Here is a 15428-nt window from a genome sequence, read left to right as displayed (position 1 = left end):
CTAAATCGCCTCCTAAATTTCAAAATGCTATCTTTGCAAAAAATTACCACATGGAATTAAATTCCCTTACCGCTATATCCCCTATCGACGGGCGTTACCGTAATGCCACAGCAGAATTAGCCGCTTATTTTTCGGAATTTGCTTTAATAAAATACCGGGTACTTGTAGAAATTGAATATTTCCTGGCCCTGCACTCGCTGCCGGTACCGCAATTAGAACTTTTTGACGGCACACAAAGCGAGAAGTTACGCGACATTTACCGAAACTTTAGCGAAGCTGATGCCGCCGAGATAAAAGACATCGAAAAAACGACCAACCATGATGTAAAGGCGGTGGAGTATTTCATCAAGAAAAAGTTTGATGAACTGGGTTTACAGGAATTTAAAGAGTTTATCCACTTCGGGCTCACTTCGCAGGATATCAATAATACGGCTATCCCTTATTCGTTCAAACTGGCTATTAATAATGTGTACATCCCGGCACTGCACAGCCTGATAGATATTTTAAGGCATTACGCTGCCGAATGGGCGCATATACCCATGCTGGCACATACACACGGACAACCGGCGTCGCCAACGCGCCTGGGTAAAGAAATAGAGGTTTTTGTAGAACGTTTGATAAATCAGTTGCATTTACTGCGCGATGTGCCCTATTCCGCCAAGTTCGGCGGGGCCACCGGTAATTTTAACGCACATAAAGTGGCTTATCCAAATACCGATTGGAAAGCCTTCGGGAACCATTTTGTAAACGACGTTTTAGGTTTATATCGTTCGCAGTTTACCACACAGATAGAGCACTACGATAATTTTGCAGCGCAATGTGATGCCTTAAAACGCATCAACAATATCCTGATAGATCTTGACCGCGACGTATGGACCTACATCTCCATGAACTACTTTAAGCAAAAAATTAAAGCAGGCGAGGTTGGCTCATCGGCCATGCCGCATAAAGTAAACCCGATAGATTTTGAGAATAGCGAGGGTAACCTGGGTATTGCTAACGCAATGTTTGAGCACCTGGCAGCCAAGCTGCCCATCTCCCGCCTGCAGCGCGACTTGACGGATTCTACCGTGCTCCGCAACATAGGCGTACCCGTGGCGCATACGCTCATAGCTTTTAAATCAACCATCAAAGGTTTAAATAAATTGCTGCTGAACGAGCCGGCTATTAACGCGCACCTCGAAGCCAACTGGGCTGTTGTTGCGGAGGCTATACAAACCATCCTCCGCCGCGAAGGTTATCCCAACCCTTACGAAGCGTTGAAAGAGCTTACCCGCACCAACACGACAGTTAATGCCGATACGATTGCCGATTTTGTGGATACTTTAAAAGTAAGTGACAGCGTTAAAGAAGAGCTGAAAGCAATAACGCCGCAGAATTATACGGGTATATAAGCCCCCCGGCCCCCTGAAGGGGGAGCAGAAGACTGTCAGTAGCGGGTAAAACTAAGAAATACAAGCACGGGCATTCAAAAAGCTGATTACATTTGTTTACTATTTAAATTGTACATCCATGAATATCAACGTATATACCGAAACTACCCCGAACCCGGCAACCATGAAGTTTATTGTAAACAAGTTGCTGATAAACGGAAGCGTGGATTTTGCTACCCGCGAGAGCGCAGAAAAATCTGCTTTTGCGAAGGAATTATATAAATTTTCGTTTGTTAATGGCGTGTTCTTCGCCAGTAACTTTGTTACCGTTACCAAAACCGAAGGCAGCGAATGGAACGACATTGAAGCAATACTGAAAGAGTTTGTAAAAGGCGCTGTTGAATCAGAACTAAAGGTGCAGGAAATTGAACAAACCGGCGAGGTTGATTTTGAAGGAACAGAAACCGAGATCAAAATTCAGCAGATATTAAATGACTACGTACGCCCGGCTGTTGAGCAGGATGGCGGCGCTATCAGCTACCGTTCGTTTGATGCAGGTGTGGTTACTGTAGAGCTTCGCGGTTCATGCAGCGGTTGCCCGTCATCAACCGTAACCCTTAAAGCAGGTATCGAGAACTTATTAAAACGCATGGTACCAGAAGTTACCGAAGTGGTTTCTGAAGCATTATAACCGGGATTGCACCGATTTGATATTGATTCCACCGATTAAAAGATAAATTTATAATATAAAACGCCGATTTGAATGATCTTCAAGTCGGCGTTTGTGTTTCTATCCTATCGGTGAAATCAATCCCAAATCGGTGAAGTCAAAAAAATCTCTGAATATACGCCAGCATCTCCCCCGTTATCTTCCCGTTGGTTGCCAAAACTTCCCGGGTGTTTAATACTTCATCGCCACCTTTAAAGTTGAGTACTTCGCCGCCGGCTTGTTTCAGTATAACAATACCACCGGCAACGTCCCATGCGTTCAGGTTGTATTCGTAATAGGCATCAAAACGCCCGCTTGCCGTATAGCACAGGTCCACAGCGGCAGAACCTAAACGGCGCAGGCCGTGGCAATTACGCATCAATTCGGTAAATAATTCTATATAAGGAGCTTGTTTCGAAAAATCATAGTATGGGAAGCCTGTAGCGATAAGGCTATCGGCAACCGTTGGTTTGTTGCTTACTTTTATTTCCTTACCGTTGAGGTATGCAGGCGAATCGCCATGGGCGTAAAAGCATTCATCCTGGCATACTTCGTACACTACGCCTAAAACCAGTTCCTCGTTTTTTTGAAGCCCTATGCTTACCGAATACGAAGGCAAGCCATGTATAAAGTTGGTGGTACCATCCAGGGGGTCGACGATCCAGTTGTAAATATCGCCTGTTTTGGTGGTGGTTTTTTCTTCGGTGATAAAGCCGGCTTCGGGTATTATCTTCTCCAACCCGGCTACGATCTTTTGCTCGGCGGTTTTATCCACGTAGGATACCAGGTCGTTAAGTCCCTTGTATTCAATTTTATCGGCATCAAAGGTTATTCTTTCCTGGCGGATGAACTGGCCTGCAATTTTGGCAACCTCGGTTACCTCAGTAATAATGGAGTTAAGCTTCATTTGGTTGATGTTGACGTAAGGATAAACTGAACGAAAATACTTTATGTACAAAATAGCTTGCTACAAATAAACTTAATGCGGCACCTATGCGTGCATATGGCGGATAAATATTTAGCTGCTGTATCAATATCTTCAATACACCGAGGTTAGCAAAAAAACCAATAAAGGCCACGGTTGCAAACCTGCCGAACTGTTTTGCCGGTGATAATTTCGACTCGTTAAACACCAGGTATTTGGTCATTAAAAAATTGACAATAACACCCAAAGTATAGGAAATGGTTAGCGATACCGATGAATTCCGCACAGGAAACGAAAACATCCTGTAGCTTTCTTTCACAAATGTATAGTGGAATAACAGGTAAAAGGCCGACATATCTATCAAAAAACCGGCACTTGCCGAAAGCAGGAACCTCATAATATGGCTAATACTTATTTTATACCAAAGCCTTTTAGCCATGCGCAACCGGCGACTTTTTGTAGCGCACCGTACCAAAGTAGATTAGCGCTGCACCACCTAATACCATAATAAGCGATATCAGTTCTGCCTGGGTAAACGGGATGCCCGCAACTACGTATTTGGTGTTTACACGAATTAGCTCTATTGTAAAGCGCTCTATACCAGCAAGTATCATATAAATACCAAACAAAACGCCGGGCGCTTTAATATTGTGGCGAATCTTCCAAATGAAGAAGAACAGCAAAAGGCATATAACTGATTCGTAGAACGATGTGGGGTAAACCGGCAGCCTCAATTCGTTACAAAATTTGCCAACACAATCGGCAATACGGTTACCCGGGTCAACTTCGTTTACGTTATGCGGGAACTTGAACGACCACATCCAATCAGGTGCCCAACTCAACCAACCAGGCTTTGCCGCAAGGTTAGGTATCCCCCAGTCACCATCACCAGACATTTGGCAGCCTACCCTACCCAGCGCATAGGCAAGCATTACGCCTGCCGCACCAATATCCAGCATATCAAGCGGCTTTACATTGTGTTTGTTGGCGATATATAATACAGCTGCGCCACCGCAGATCAGTCCGCCGTAAAAGGTTAAGCCGCTAAAGCCAATGAGCATACCTACCGGATCTTTCATAAACTCGCCCCAGTTTTCGAGCGCATTGAATATTTTAGCCCCGGCAAAACCAAAAACGGCCGCCCAAAGTAATATGCTGCCCATTAGCTCGTGAGGATGCACAGTTATCCTGCGTTTTTCCGGCTTTGGTAATTGTTGTTTTTTTGCCTCGTAGTACGCCCAGTAAGCAAAACCCGCGGCAAATGCGATACCGCCTACCCAACTGCCACGCAGGGACAATAGAAACTCTTGCGGACTATCGATCAAGGCCGAATAATTCATGGCGGCATCTACCACTTTAAAGCCGAAGATAAATCCAAAAATCCCGTTACCCACCAATTCTCCGGTAGAAACGGGTTCGCCAACCATCACGTCTTTTTCGAAAGATTTGATGTATCCCGCTTTCTCTTTACGCTTAAATTCCTGTGTAAAGGCCCAATAGGCGGCCATAAAAGCCAGCGCCACAAAAAAGCCGAAAGTTTGTATAGGTAAAGGGATATTGATCCCGAAAAAGTATTGTAAAAGCGAGGATATGGTTGGAAACATTGGCTGGTATTTGTGAGGGCGAATATAGGTTTAATGCACTAAAATTTCTGCGCTTTCTGTTATTTCCATATCACCATCCGGTGAAATTTCGGTTAAATGCACCGTCTTTATTTCGTTAACCAGCACAGGATCGTACTTGGCTTTTACCTTAACGTAATTGCGGGTAAAACCGTGCATAAAGCCATCTTTTATGTCGCCTTCAAACAAAACCTCATCGGCTTTGCCTAATTGCGTTTCGTAAAATGCACGGCGTTTTTTGTCAGATAAAATGTGCAGCATCTTGCTCCTGTCTGCGCGTGCAGAGCCGGGTACAGTACCTTTCATTTCCGCCGCAGGGGTATTTTCTCTTTCCGAATAGGTGAACACGTGCAGGTAAGAAACATCCAGTCCGTTCAGGAAATTGTAAGTATCTACAAAATCCTCCCTTGTTTCGCCGGGGAAGCCCACAATAACATCCACGCCAATGCAGCAGTTCGGCATCACCTCTTTTATTTTTGCAACGCGACTGGCATATAGGTCGCGCCTGTAACGGCGGCGCATTAGCCCCAGAATTTTATCTGAACCTGATTGCAGAGGGATATGAAAGTGCGGCACAAACCTTTTGGAGGTGCTTACAAATTCAATGATCTCATCGCTCAGCAGGTTTGGCTCGATGGAAGAGATCCGGATACGCTCGATGCCTTCCACCTCATCTAAAGCTTTCACCAGGTCGAAGAATTTATCTTCGCGGTTACCATTACGGATGCCGAAATCGCCGAGGTTTACACCGGTCAGTACAATTTCTTTTACGCCCGATTCGGCTATTTGAATAGCCTGTGCTACCGCGTTCTCAATGGTATCGCTGCGGCTTGCCCCACGGGCCAGCGGGATGGTACAAAAGGTACACGAATAATCGCAGCCATCCTGAACTTTCAGGAAGGTACGGGTGCGATCGCCAAAAGAGTATGAGGGTACAAACTCGTTTGCCTCGGTTACCGGTTGGTTATATACTAATGTCTTGGGGTTCTTGGTCAGATCAGTAAGATACTCCACTATCCTAAACTTCTCGGCAGCGCCCAAAACCATATCCACACCAGGTATTTCGGCAATTTCCTTTGGTTTTAACTGGGCGTAGCAACCCACTATGGTTACGTAAGCGTTCGGCGAGATCTTAAGCGCCTCTTTTACTATCTTTTTGCATTTTTTATCCGCGTTCTCGGTTACCGAGCAGGTGTTTATTACAAACACATCGGGCGTATCACTAAACTCCACGGTATTGAAACCGGCCTGTGTAAACAGGCGGCCAATGGATGACGTCTCCGAGTAGTTAAGCTTACAACCAAGCGTATAAAATGCGACTTTCTTATTCATTTTCAGCCGGCAAAGATACGTTTTTTAGAGATTAGTTAATTAGCTGTTAGAGATTAGTTAGTTAATGGAAATGTAAAAACAATCTCCTTTTCCTCTATTTGGTCTTCTTATTCATCTCTTTAAGCGCAGCCTGCAATACGGTATCGGTGCCTGCAATTACATCGCTGGGGTTGCGTGCTATCTCAATATCCGGGATAACGCCAACGCCAACAAAGTCGCGCCCATCGGGGTAAGTATCACGTTTGGTACAGATGCGGCCGTCGGACAATCCCGGCAGACTGATAGGGAGCGGCTGCCCGGTACTGCCAAAAGTGCGCTGCCCCATGGTAGTGGCCCGGCCTCTTAAGCCATCCAAGATAATTAAAAAGTCTTCGGCAGCTGAGGCTGTGTTATTGCCCGTGAGCACAATTAACGGCGTGGTGATCTTTTTTTCTTTTACATCATTCTCAAAGGTCATGGTATCACCCTGGTACCAGTAATTGCCTTTATAAGAATCCAGCGCCTTTTTCTGCCAGGCGGTTAGGGCTTTTTTAGAAGTATCTTTTGATTGATAATAACCCCAAGCCTTAAACGACGACAGGTTATCGCGGGTTTTCCACGCCGAGCCTACCAGCAATTTCTTATCGGTAAAGTATTTTAATATCTCTGCGCCCACGCCCGTGTCGCCGCCGCCGTTGTCGCGGATATCTAAAATAACCCCTTTACAAGCGTACAATTGCGGCACGATGCTTTTAAACGCGCTGTCGATCTTTTCATCGCCAAAAGTGTTCAGCTTTACATAACCAATGCCATCCATCACCTTAAAATCCATCATTTTCCAGGGTGTACTGCCATTACGCCTCACCCATTTGGTGCCATAGGTATGAAACTGGTAATCATAAGGTATCACCTTGCCCTGCGGCGTTTTCAGCTTCAGATGGAATAATTTGGTTGAATCCGTACCGTAAAACATCATGGCCGCAGCGGTATTCCAAAGTACATGCTCGGTTGATGAGCTGATATAGGGTATCAGTTCCTTTTCGGCATATTCTTTTGCGGGGACGCCATTTACGCTTACTACCTCCGAGCCCAGCGGAACCAAATCTTTATACTGAACCGGAATATCGGTGATGATGAATTTCTTGTTAAAATTTTCGATGTAGATCCACTTATACCTCGATTTATGCGTGAGTAATTTCTCGGGGAACCCAACGCCGGTGTGCCCGTCCTTTAGCAACGCACAAAAACGCTGCATCAGCATGTAATACTCCCAGGTGTTTTTGGTGGCGATAACTTTGGGGATGTAGGCACGGTACGTGCTGTCCCAATTTACTTTTGCATGATCGAAATAAGCAAAGTTGGCATTCACTTCCGACCAAAATTTGCTCAGTCCGTACAGTTTATCTTCCGTAGGGATATTGGCAACTGTATCTATTTGGGCAAAAGCAGCACGGTAGTTTAGTGCCGAAAGTAGTAAAACAAGGCAGTAGATCTTTTTCATAAGATGAGGTAGGTGTTTAAACTCAAATTTAATTATTTGAGGGTACATCATCAAGAAAAAATTGACGTTACCGAAAATCTTTTCAGCAATTTAATTAATCAAAATCAGATCCCCTCCCACCGGTAACTTTCGTTTTCTAACCCAACAAGGTCTATCACGCGGCTTACTACCGTCATGGCCAGTTCCTCTATGGTTTTTGGCTTGCTGTAATACGATGGTATAGCAGGGCAAATAATACCGCCCGCTTCGGTTACCGTTTGCATATTGCGGATATGGATGAGATTGAACGGTGTATCACGGGCTACCAGGATCAGCTTACGGCGCTCTTTTAATATCACATCGGCGGCCCGGGTTATCAGGTCGTCAGACACGCCGGAAGCTATTCTGCCCAGGGTACCCATGGAGCAGGGAACGACAACCATGGTATCGAATTTGGCCGAGCCCGAAGCAAAGGGAGCCATAAAATCGTTTTTTGCGTAGAATTTAAAGGGATAGGCTTGATGATCGTTATTATCCAGTTCAAATTCCCAAACCTGTTTAGCGTTGTCAGACATCACCACGACAACTTCTGCTACCTGGGTTTGCAGGGACAACAGCTTATCCAGCAATAGTTTAGCATATATCGCCCCGCTTGCGCCGGTTACGGCCACTACAATTTTTCTCTTCATCATCCTGGCAACAAACTTAAGCAACAAATGTTAGGGCACAAAAAAGGGTCGAAAACAAGTTCTCGACCCTACATCTACCTATGAAAAACATGCCCTTTGAGCGGGCACTACAAATATAACAACAGTTTCTTAATTTCTAAACAATTATTTTAAATAAATTTAACGCTATACCTTTTGGTTTTTATCGATAAGTGTTTGAATGATACCGTCGACCATACCCACCGTTGGTACGTACATACTTTTGATATTGGCACACTTTAAAACGGTTAAATAGATCTCGCAGGCGGGGATAATTACGTCGGCCCTGTCCTGGTTTAGGCCCAGCACATTGATACGTTCTTTCATCGAAAATGAATCGAGGTAATTGTACAGCGATTTTAACTTAGCGTAGGTAAGCGGCGCGCCATCCTTCTCGTTGGAGAGCTTGTACAGCTTATTGATGTTGCCACCTGTACCGATGCCGAAAATATTTTTATGATGGCGGGTGTGCTCGCGGATAAAATCTTTCATCTCGTTCCAGGTTTCTTCTTTATCCTGATTATCCAGGATACGGATAGTACCCAAATTGAACGATTGCGATGCCTGCAATTCGCCACGCGAGAACAGCGAAAGTTCGGTACTACCGCCACCAACATCAATATACAGGTAGTTTTTATCCTTATCTATGTTGATCTCGGCATGGCTGGCGTAGATAATTTCCGCTTCGCTTTGGCCGTGTACAATTTGTAGGTCTATGCCGGCTTCGGTTTTTATACGGTCGGCAACTTCCTGGCCGTTATCCGCTTCGCGCATGGCCGATGTGGCGCAGGCCATATAATCGGTTACCTTAAAAACGTCCATCAGGTTTTTAAACGCCTGCATAGATTTTACCAGGTCGTCGGCCTTTTTATCAGAGATATGTTTATTGAGGAAGGCATCGTCGCCAAGGCGTACGGGCACCCGCACCAATGTGTTTTTTTTAAAGGAAACCGAACCGTTATTTTCTATAATATTGGCTATCAGCAGCCTTACTGCGTTGGAGCCAACATCAATTGCAGCGTATCTCAATTTGTAGTTGTTTTTGTTTTAAGGTAATTATAAATATCTATCTGGGCGCGCGTTAAGGTTTCGGCCTTGGTTTTATGGTATTTATTCAGGCTGCTTCCGGTTATTACGCGGGCCTTGGTGTTATCGCTTAATTGTATATTGATGATATCGCGTATCTCCTGGCGCAGGTTAGTATCGTAAATAGGAAAGCCAACTTCTACCCTGTTATCAATATTGCGGGTCATGAAATCGGCAGAGGTGAGGTATATCAGTTCGTTACCGCCGTTGCCATAAATGTGCACGCGTGCGTGCTCCAGGTATTTATCAACAATACTGATCACTTCAATATTTTCGCTAAAGCCTTTTATACCGGACACCAAACAACACATCCCCCGGATGATCATTTGTATTTTTACTCCTGCATTGCTTGCCTGGTACAGTTTAGCTATCAATTGTTCATCGGCAAGGCTGTTCATTTTAAATATCATGTAGGCCTTTTTACCGGCTTTGGCCAATTTCATCTCGTTATCAATGAGCTTGTAAATAGCCGGGCGCGAATCTATCGGTGATACGATGAGGTGCTTAAGGTCTTTGGGCAGGGTTAATTTTATCAGTGCCTTAAATATATGTACCATATCGGCTGTTATCCTTTTATCTGCGGTTAGCAGCGTATGGTCAGCGTAAATTTTCGCGGTTTTCTCGTTAAAATTACCGGTAGACAGGCATCCGTAATACGCCGGTTTGCCCTTTTCCATACGGGTTACGAGGCAAATTTTTGAGTGCACTTTGTAACCATCGATACCATAAAGCACATTTACACCCTCTTCCTCCAGCCTGTTACTCCAATAAATATTGTTCTGCTCATCAAAGCGGGCGCGCAGCTCTACCAGGCAATTCACCTTTTTGCCGTTTTTGGCGGCGTTAATGAGGGCGTATATAATTTTGGAGTTTTCGGCAAGGCGGTAAACGGTGATGCTTATCTCTTTTACTTTCGGATCGATTGCGGCCTCGCGCAAAAAGTGAATCACGTAGTCAAACGACTCGTACGGGGTGCTGATGAGGTAATCGCGCTTAGCTATCATCCCCATCAGGCTCTTGCCAAAGGATAAACCCGCCAGTGGCAATGCACGGGTTTTGGTGTATTCCAGTTCGGGGCGCCCCACATTGGGGAAGCTGATGAAATTTTTAAAGTTGTGGTATCGGTTCCCAGGGATTAAATTCTCGCCCTGCAGGCGCATTTTCTTCACCAGGTAGCCCAGCATGTCCGGCGGCATTTCTGTATCAAACAGCAGGCGCATTGGCTTGCCCTTGCGCCTCTTTAACAGGCTCTTGGCCAGCGAATCTATAAACTTCACGCTTACCTCCTTATCCAGGTCGAGCTCCGCATCGCGGGTGAGCTGTATGGAAAAAGCCTCTATGCTATCGTGCTCGAATATGAAGAAGATATCCTCCAAACTATAGCGGATAATGTCATCCAGCAGGATAATAAATTTAAGTTTATTAGTCTCGGGCAGTACCAAAAACCGCGAAAGGTTATCCGGTATCTCTATCAGCGCATAACGAAACTTCTTGCCTTTGGTGAGCTTTACAAAAAAGTATATCGCCCTGTCGCGCAGTTCTGGTATAGGTAAGGCATCATCCAGCATTATTGGTACCAGTGTAGACAACAGGCGCTCGCGGAAAAAATCCTTCACAAACTCGCCGCGGGTAACATTCAGCTGAGTATCGTTCAACAGAAAGATCTTTTCTTCGGCAAGTTCTTTTACAATGATATTTTCATACAGGTTATTGAATTTCTTCTCCTGCTTTACTACAATGTTTTTGATCTGGTTCAGCAGCTTTTTGGGGTTGTAACCCAGTATTTCCTTCGCCTTTTCGTTCAGGTTGCTCAGGCGCGTCAGGGTGGCCACGCGCACCCTGTAAAACTCATCCAGGTTGCTGCTGAAGATGGCTAAAAACTTTACACGTTCTATAAGGGGCACGGTTGGGTCGGCAGCTTCCTGCAAAACTCTGTCGTTAAAATATAGCCAGCTTATTTCCCTGTTAACTAACGGAATGTTTTTAGTATCCATAAAGCACAAATCTGCTTTTTTATTTGTTAAGATAATATTAAATTATTGTAATGTATACAAAGCAGGTAAACCAAATATCTGTATTATAGTTTACAGCTTATGCAAATCTTACATTAGCTTTGCAACACAAAACCACAAATTATGCCTTCATTTGATATTGTAAGCAAGATAGACGGCCAAACGCTGGACAACGCTATCAACACCGCTAAAAAAGAGATCCTGAACCGTTACGATTTTAACGGCAGCAAAAGCACTATCGACCTCGACAAAAAAACCAACGAGATAACTATAGTTACCGAAAACGATATGCGTCTGAAAGCGATCATCGATTCTATCATCAGCCGCATGTCTAAACAGCAGCTTGACCCACAAGCACTTGATTTTGGTAAGGACCAATACGCATCAGGCAACATGATCCGTAAGGAAGTTAAGATAAAGGAAGGCATTGATAAAGAGGTGGCCAAGAAGGTTGTAAAGAAGATAAAAGACAGCAAGTTAAAGGTTGAAGCTGCTATAATGAACGACCAGGTGCGTGTTACCGCCAAAAAGATAGACGACTTGCAAGCCGTGATCAGCCTGTGCCGCACCGAAGACTTTGGCCAGCCGATGCAGTATATTAATATGAGGGCGTAGGGAGGATTTTGGAATTGGGATTTGAGCTTTCGGATTTATTTTCTAAATCCGAAATCGAACACCCTAAATCCGAAATAAAAAAAGACCGCTCCTTTTACAGAACGGCCTTTAAACTAAACCAAACTTATGAAAACACTCTTTAGGGCCTCACCCCAGCCCTCTCCAAAGGAGAGGGAGTAAAGATTTTTTTTAGTCCTCTCCTTTGGAGAGGATTTAGGTGAGGGTCCTAACTCTTCAATTATTTTACAGCTATTTCTCTTGATTGAAATTTAGCTTCTTCTCTTTTTGCCACGGTAAGTTTTAAGATCCCGTCGGTATAATCAGCTTCAATCTTAGCGTAATCGGCGCTGTCTGGCAAGGTGAACGAGCGTACAAATGAGTTGTAGCTATATTCGCGTTTGCTGTATTTCTTTACTTCCTGGCCGTTTTCGGTTTTCTTTTCTGCCGAAATGCTCAACACATTTTTATCCAGGTTAATTTTAAAGTCTTCTTTCTTTAAGCCCGGTACTGCTAATTCTATATGAAATTCGCTGTCGTTCTCTGCTATGTTTACGGCAGGTACACGTGCAACCAATTTGTCGCTTAAAAACGAATCGTTTACGATAGAATCGAATACATCGTTAAAGAATGGATTAACATTGCTTTTCAGTCCGTTGTTAAATTTTACTAATGTCATTTTTATATCCTCCTGAGTTTTTGTTTTTATTAACTTCGTTGATGATTTATCAACTGTTATACCAACAGTAAAAACCAGGCGTTTACAAGACAGAATGTCTGTAAAATAAAAACCCAACAGACAAGTTGTCCTACTATGGCTGAAAAACTAACAGATTACAAGTATAAAACCGACATAGCCATCCGCTTTTCGGATATCGATAGCGTGGGTCACGTAAATAATGCCGTGTACCTCACCTATTTTGAAGTGGCCCGTTTTAATTACTGGCGCGATGTTGCCCATTGGAACATAAAGGAAACTGGCATTATTGTGGGTCGGTCTGAGATCAACTACCTAAAACCCGTAACTATTGATGACCGGCTGGTTTGCTACGTGCGCGTTATCCGCATAGGCAACAGCAGTTTTGATGTGATGCATGTATTGGTAAAACTTACCGATAAAGGCGAAGAGATCTGCACCACCTGCAAAACCGTGTGTATCAGTTATGATTATACCGCAGGCAAATCTATCTCTATCCCCAGGGAGGGCAGGCAAAAAATGATAGATTACGATGAGCCGAGGTTGATTTTGAATACGAATTAACTTTAATGCTTGTATCAAAGAAAATAGCGGATAACGTCTTGCATTTATGTATAAATGAGAAACTTATCTACAAAAGATGGCTTAACACCGGCGCATCCAAAGTATTTGACATAATTGCCTACGACAAATACACAAATGCCAGTCACCAAGATATTGAATATGAAAGCTATCGTGGGCTATTGTGCGTACGGGCAATGTTAAAACTTAAAAGCACTGAGGAGGGCGGTAGAAAAACCGGATTCAGTAGTGGGTACCGGCCAAATCATGTATTTGAATATTTAAATGGTCGTCTTTTGCAGACCTATATCGGGGAGATCTTATTTGAATATGATGGGTTATTTATGCCGGGCGATGTGAATGAAGTTATTGTTCGGTTCATATTAAACCAAAGATTTGACCATTATATAAATGTCGGCCGAAATTGGTGGATACACGAAGCTGGGTTACAAATAGGAGAAGCTGAAATTATTGAGATACTGCCTTCTACTAAATAACCTCAAAACTAAACCAATAGCCGTTTCATCTGCCATCTAAAAGATTTTCCCCGGATTCAAGATTCCATTAGGATCAAAAACAGCTTTTATCCCTTTCCAAAGTGCAAAGTGTATAGGCGTGTACTTCAGCGACATAAATTCCTTTTGCACCACACCAATACCATGTTCGCCGGAGATGGTGCCGCCAAGACTAACGGTTAGTTCAAAAATCTCGGTGATGCCGGCTTTTAGTTTATTGTTCCAGTCTTCATCGCTCATACCGGCTTTAATGATGTTTACATGCAGGTTGCCATCCCCACAGTGGCCGTAGCAAACCGATGCAAAACCGTAACGGCTGCCAATTTCTTTAATGCCATTAATGAGTTTTGGCAGCGCGGCACGTGGTACTACGGTATCCTCCTCCTTGTATATCGAATTTGACTTTACCGAAACCGCCATGGTGCGGCGGATGCGCCAGATCTCTTCTTTTTGTGCCGAGGTATCGGCAAACAGTACGTCGCGGCAATTATGCGCTTCTAAAACTTCGTTTATCTTTTCGCAGTCGGCAAATATCACATCCTGGTTGGTACCGTCGGCTTCTATCAGCAGGAACGCTTCCGCTCCATCCTGCAGGTCGAAGGTTAGCCCGTCATGCTCTATCACCCACTCTATCCCCTTGCGCTCCATAAACTCCAGCGCGGATGGCACCACCCCCGCCCTGAATATCGCCGAAACCGCCGCGCAGGCATCCTCGTTACAATTAAAAGATGCCAGCATCAAGGCATCCAAAGTAGGTTTGGGTATCAGCTTAACCACAATTTTGGTAACGATGGCCAGCGTACCCTCGCTGCCAATAAGCAATTGGGTTAAATTATAGCCCGAAGCATATTTGAGGGTATTGGCGCCCGTCCAGATCACCTCTCCGGTTGGCAGCACTGCCTCCATATTCAGCACATATTCGCGTATAGTGCCGTACTTCACCACCCTTGGCCCGCCGCTGCAATTGGCCACGTTCCCTCCTATAAAACAACTGCCTTTGCTGGCAGGGTCTACCGGGTATAGCAGGCCTTTTTCGGCAACGGCATTTATAAATATCTCGGTTATAACGCCCGGCTCAACGGTGGCCTGCAGGTTCATCTCGTCAATGTCCAGGATCTGGTTAAAACGCTCCATCGAGATCATCAGGCCGCCATTAATAGCCAGCGCGCCGCCCGCCAAACCCGTACCGGCCCCGCGTGGTGTAACCGGGATAAGGTTCTGGTTACAAAATCGCATTAAAGCGGCCACTTCCTGTGTGTCCTTTGGCTTGGCCACTACTTCGGGGTAGTACACCAGATCCTCGGTTTCATCGTGGCTGTAACCCGCTATGGTTGCCGGTGTGCTTAACACGGCATCGCTGCCCACAATAGCGGTTATGGCGGCAAGGCTTTCCGCGTTTATTTTATTAAAGGCCATGCTTCGCTTTATCTTTATTATAACTAATACTCACTACCGAGTTTTGCACAGGGCCACCCAAAGCCGGGTGAGCCTTTTTAATAGTAACGGATGCTGCTCTTACATAGCCGTACTTACCGGTTATGCCGTCAATAATGCCCTGGGCCACGGTTTCGATAAGTTTGCGGGTATGCTGCATTTCGGTTTTGGCAATAAGGTATAACTCCTCGTAATTCACCGTATTAGCAATCTTATCGTCGTTAAAATCATAGGCGTTCTCAAAAACCACCTCAATATCCACTACAAAACGGGTACCCAAAAGCTGCTCCTGCGGGTAAAACCCGTGATAAGCAAAAAACTCCGCGCCTTGTAAAGCTACTTTTACCATGTGGTAAAATTAGGTTTTTATTTGGTTTGAGGGAG

Annotated in this window: 16 protein-coding genes; 5 read left to right on the top strand and 11 right to left on the bottom strand. The window is 44.6% G+C overall.

Annotated features, from left to right (window positions below):
* Window positions 1-50: 50 nt before the first annotated feature.
* Together purB and IDJ77_RS26030 are read left to right on the top strand one after the other, a co-directional pair.
* Window positions 51-1394 (top strand): adenylosuccinate lyase, encoded by a 1344-nt coding sequence (gene purB, locus IDJ77_RS26035; RefSeq protein WP_191191930.1) that lies wholly within the window; start codon window positions 51-53, stop codon window positions 1392-1394.
* 118 nt (window positions 1395-1512) lie between these two features.
* Window positions 1513-2064 carry a NifU family protein gene (locus tag IDJ77_RS26030; protein ID WP_191191929.1) on the top strand — a complete coding sequence of 184 codons (552 nt, stop codon included), beginning with the start codon at window positions 1513-1515 and terminating at the stop codon, window positions 2062-2064.
* A gap of 136 nt (window positions 2065-2200) precedes the next feature.
* Here the strand turns inward: IDJ77_RS26030 and IDJ77_RS26025 are convergent, their stop codons facing one another.
* From IDJ77_RS26025 to ppk1, 8 genes are all read right to left on the bottom strand, one after another.
* The gene (locus IDJ77_RS26025; protein WP_191191928.1) at window positions 2201-2989 is read right to left on the bottom strand and encodes an inositol monophosphatase family protein; all 789 of its coding nucleotides are present in this window, start codon (window positions 2987-2989) and stop codon (window positions 2201-2203) included.
* Window positions 2979-3404 (bottom strand): GtrA family protein, encoded by a 426-nt coding sequence (locus tag IDJ77_RS26020; RefSeq protein ID WP_191191927.1) that lies wholly within the window; start codon window positions 3402-3404, stop codon window positions 2979-2981. Before IDJ77_RS26020 ends, IDJ77_RS26025 begins: the two co-directional genes overlap by 11 nt.
* Window positions 3405-3438: 34 nt before the next feature.
* Window positions 3439-4611 carry a prolipoprotein diacylglyceryl transferase gene (locus tag IDJ77_RS26015; protein WP_191191926.1) on the bottom strand — a complete coding sequence of 391 codons (1173 nt, stop codon included), beginning with the start codon at window positions 4609-4611 and terminating at the stop codon, window positions 3439-3441.
* A 30-nt stretch (window positions 4612-4641) separates the two neighbouring features.
* Window positions 4642-5961, bottom strand: a complete 1320-nt coding sequence (mtaB, locus tag IDJ77_RS26010; RefSeq protein WP_191191925.1) for a tRNA (N(6)-L-threonylcarbamoyladenosine(37)-C(2))-methylthiotransferase MtaB — start codon at window positions 5959-5961, stop codon at window positions 4642-4644.
* A gap of 94 nt (window positions 5962-6055) precedes the next feature.
* Window positions 6056-7441: a S41 family peptidase gene (locus IDJ77_RS26005; RefSeq protein WP_191191924.1), complete on the bottom strand. Its 1386-nt coding sequence runs from the start codon at window positions 7439-7441 to the stop codon at window positions 6056-6058.
* Window positions 7442-7545: 104 nt separating this feature from the next.
* The gene (locus IDJ77_RS26000; protein WP_191191923.1) at window positions 7546-8112 is read right to left on the bottom strand and encodes a UbiX family flavin prenyltransferase; all 567 of its coding nucleotides are present in this window, start codon (window positions 8110-8112) and stop codon (window positions 7546-7548) included.
* Window positions 8113-8274: 162 nt separating this feature from the next.
* Entirely contained in the window at window positions 8275-9156 is an 882-nt protein-coding gene (locus IDJ77_RS25995) for a Ppx/GppA phosphatase family protein (RefSeq protein WP_191191922.1), read from the bottom strand.
* The gene (gene ppk1, locus IDJ77_RS25990; RefSeq protein WP_191191921.1) at window positions 9153-11207 is read right to left on the bottom strand and encodes a polyphosphate kinase 1; all 2055 of its coding nucleotides are present in this window, start codon (window positions 11205-11207) and stop codon (window positions 9153-9155) included. The genes IDJ77_RS25995 and ppk1 overlap by 4 nt, the downstream gene beginning before the upstream one ends.
* Window positions 11208-11348: 141 nt before the next feature.
* Here ppk1 and IDJ77_RS25985 point away from each other — a divergent pair, with 141 nt between their 5' ends.
* Window positions 11349-11840: a YajQ family cyclic di-GMP-binding protein gene (locus IDJ77_RS25985; protein WP_191191920.1), complete on the top strand. Its 492-nt coding sequence runs from the start codon at window positions 11349-11351 to the stop codon at window positions 11838-11840.
* Window positions 11841-12078: 238 nt separating this feature from the next.
* On the opposite strand, the gene IDJ77_RS25980 is transcribed toward IDJ77_RS25985, so the two are convergent.
* A complete protein-coding gene (locus tag IDJ77_RS25980) occupies window positions 12079-12516 on the bottom strand; it encodes an Hsp20/alpha crystallin family protein (protein ID WP_191191919.1) in 438 nt (145 codons plus the stop codon).
* Window positions 12517-12651: 135 nt separating this feature from the next.
* On the opposite strand from IDJ77_RS25980, the gene IDJ77_RS25975 reads away from it, so the two are divergent.
* Both IDJ77_RS25975 and IDJ77_RS25970 read left to right on the top strand, forming a co-directional pair.
* Window positions 12652-13098, top strand: a complete 447-nt coding sequence (locus IDJ77_RS25975; protein WP_191191918.1) for an acyl-CoA thioesterase — start codon at window positions 12652-12654, stop codon at window positions 13096-13098.
* 5 nt (window positions 13099-13103) lie between these two features.
* Window positions 13104-13592 carry a hypothetical protein gene (locus IDJ77_RS25970; RefSeq protein WP_191191917.1) on the top strand — a complete coding sequence of 163 codons (489 nt, stop codon included), beginning with the start codon at window positions 13104-13106 and terminating at the stop codon, window positions 13590-13592.
* A gap of 36 nt (window positions 13593-13628) precedes the next feature.
* Here the strand turns inward: IDJ77_RS25970 and IDJ77_RS25965 are convergent, their stop codons facing one another.
* On the bottom strand, window positions 13629-15026 hold the full coding sequence (locus IDJ77_RS25965) for an FAD-binding oxidoreductase (RefSeq protein WP_191191916.1): 1398 nt from the start codon (window positions 15024-15026) through the stop codon (window positions 13629-13631).
* Complete coding sequence (gene folB / locus IDJ77_RS25960) at window positions 15016-15393, bottom strand: dihydroneopterin aldolase (protein WP_191191915.1); 378 nt, start codon at window positions 15391-15393, stop codon at window positions 15016-15018. Before folB ends, IDJ77_RS25965 begins: the two co-directional genes overlap by 11 nt.
* Window positions 15394-15428: the final 35 nt, after the last annotated feature.

The sequence above is a fragment of the Mucilaginibacter pankratovii genome (assembly GCF_014773265.1).
GTDB classification, from domain to species: domain Bacteria; phylum Bacteroidota; class Bacteroidia; order Sphingobacteriales; family Sphingobacteriaceae; genus Mucilaginibacter; species Mucilaginibacter pankratovii.
Note: the sequence above shows the minus strand (reverse complement) of the source record. Positions and strands in the feature narration are given on the sequence as shown.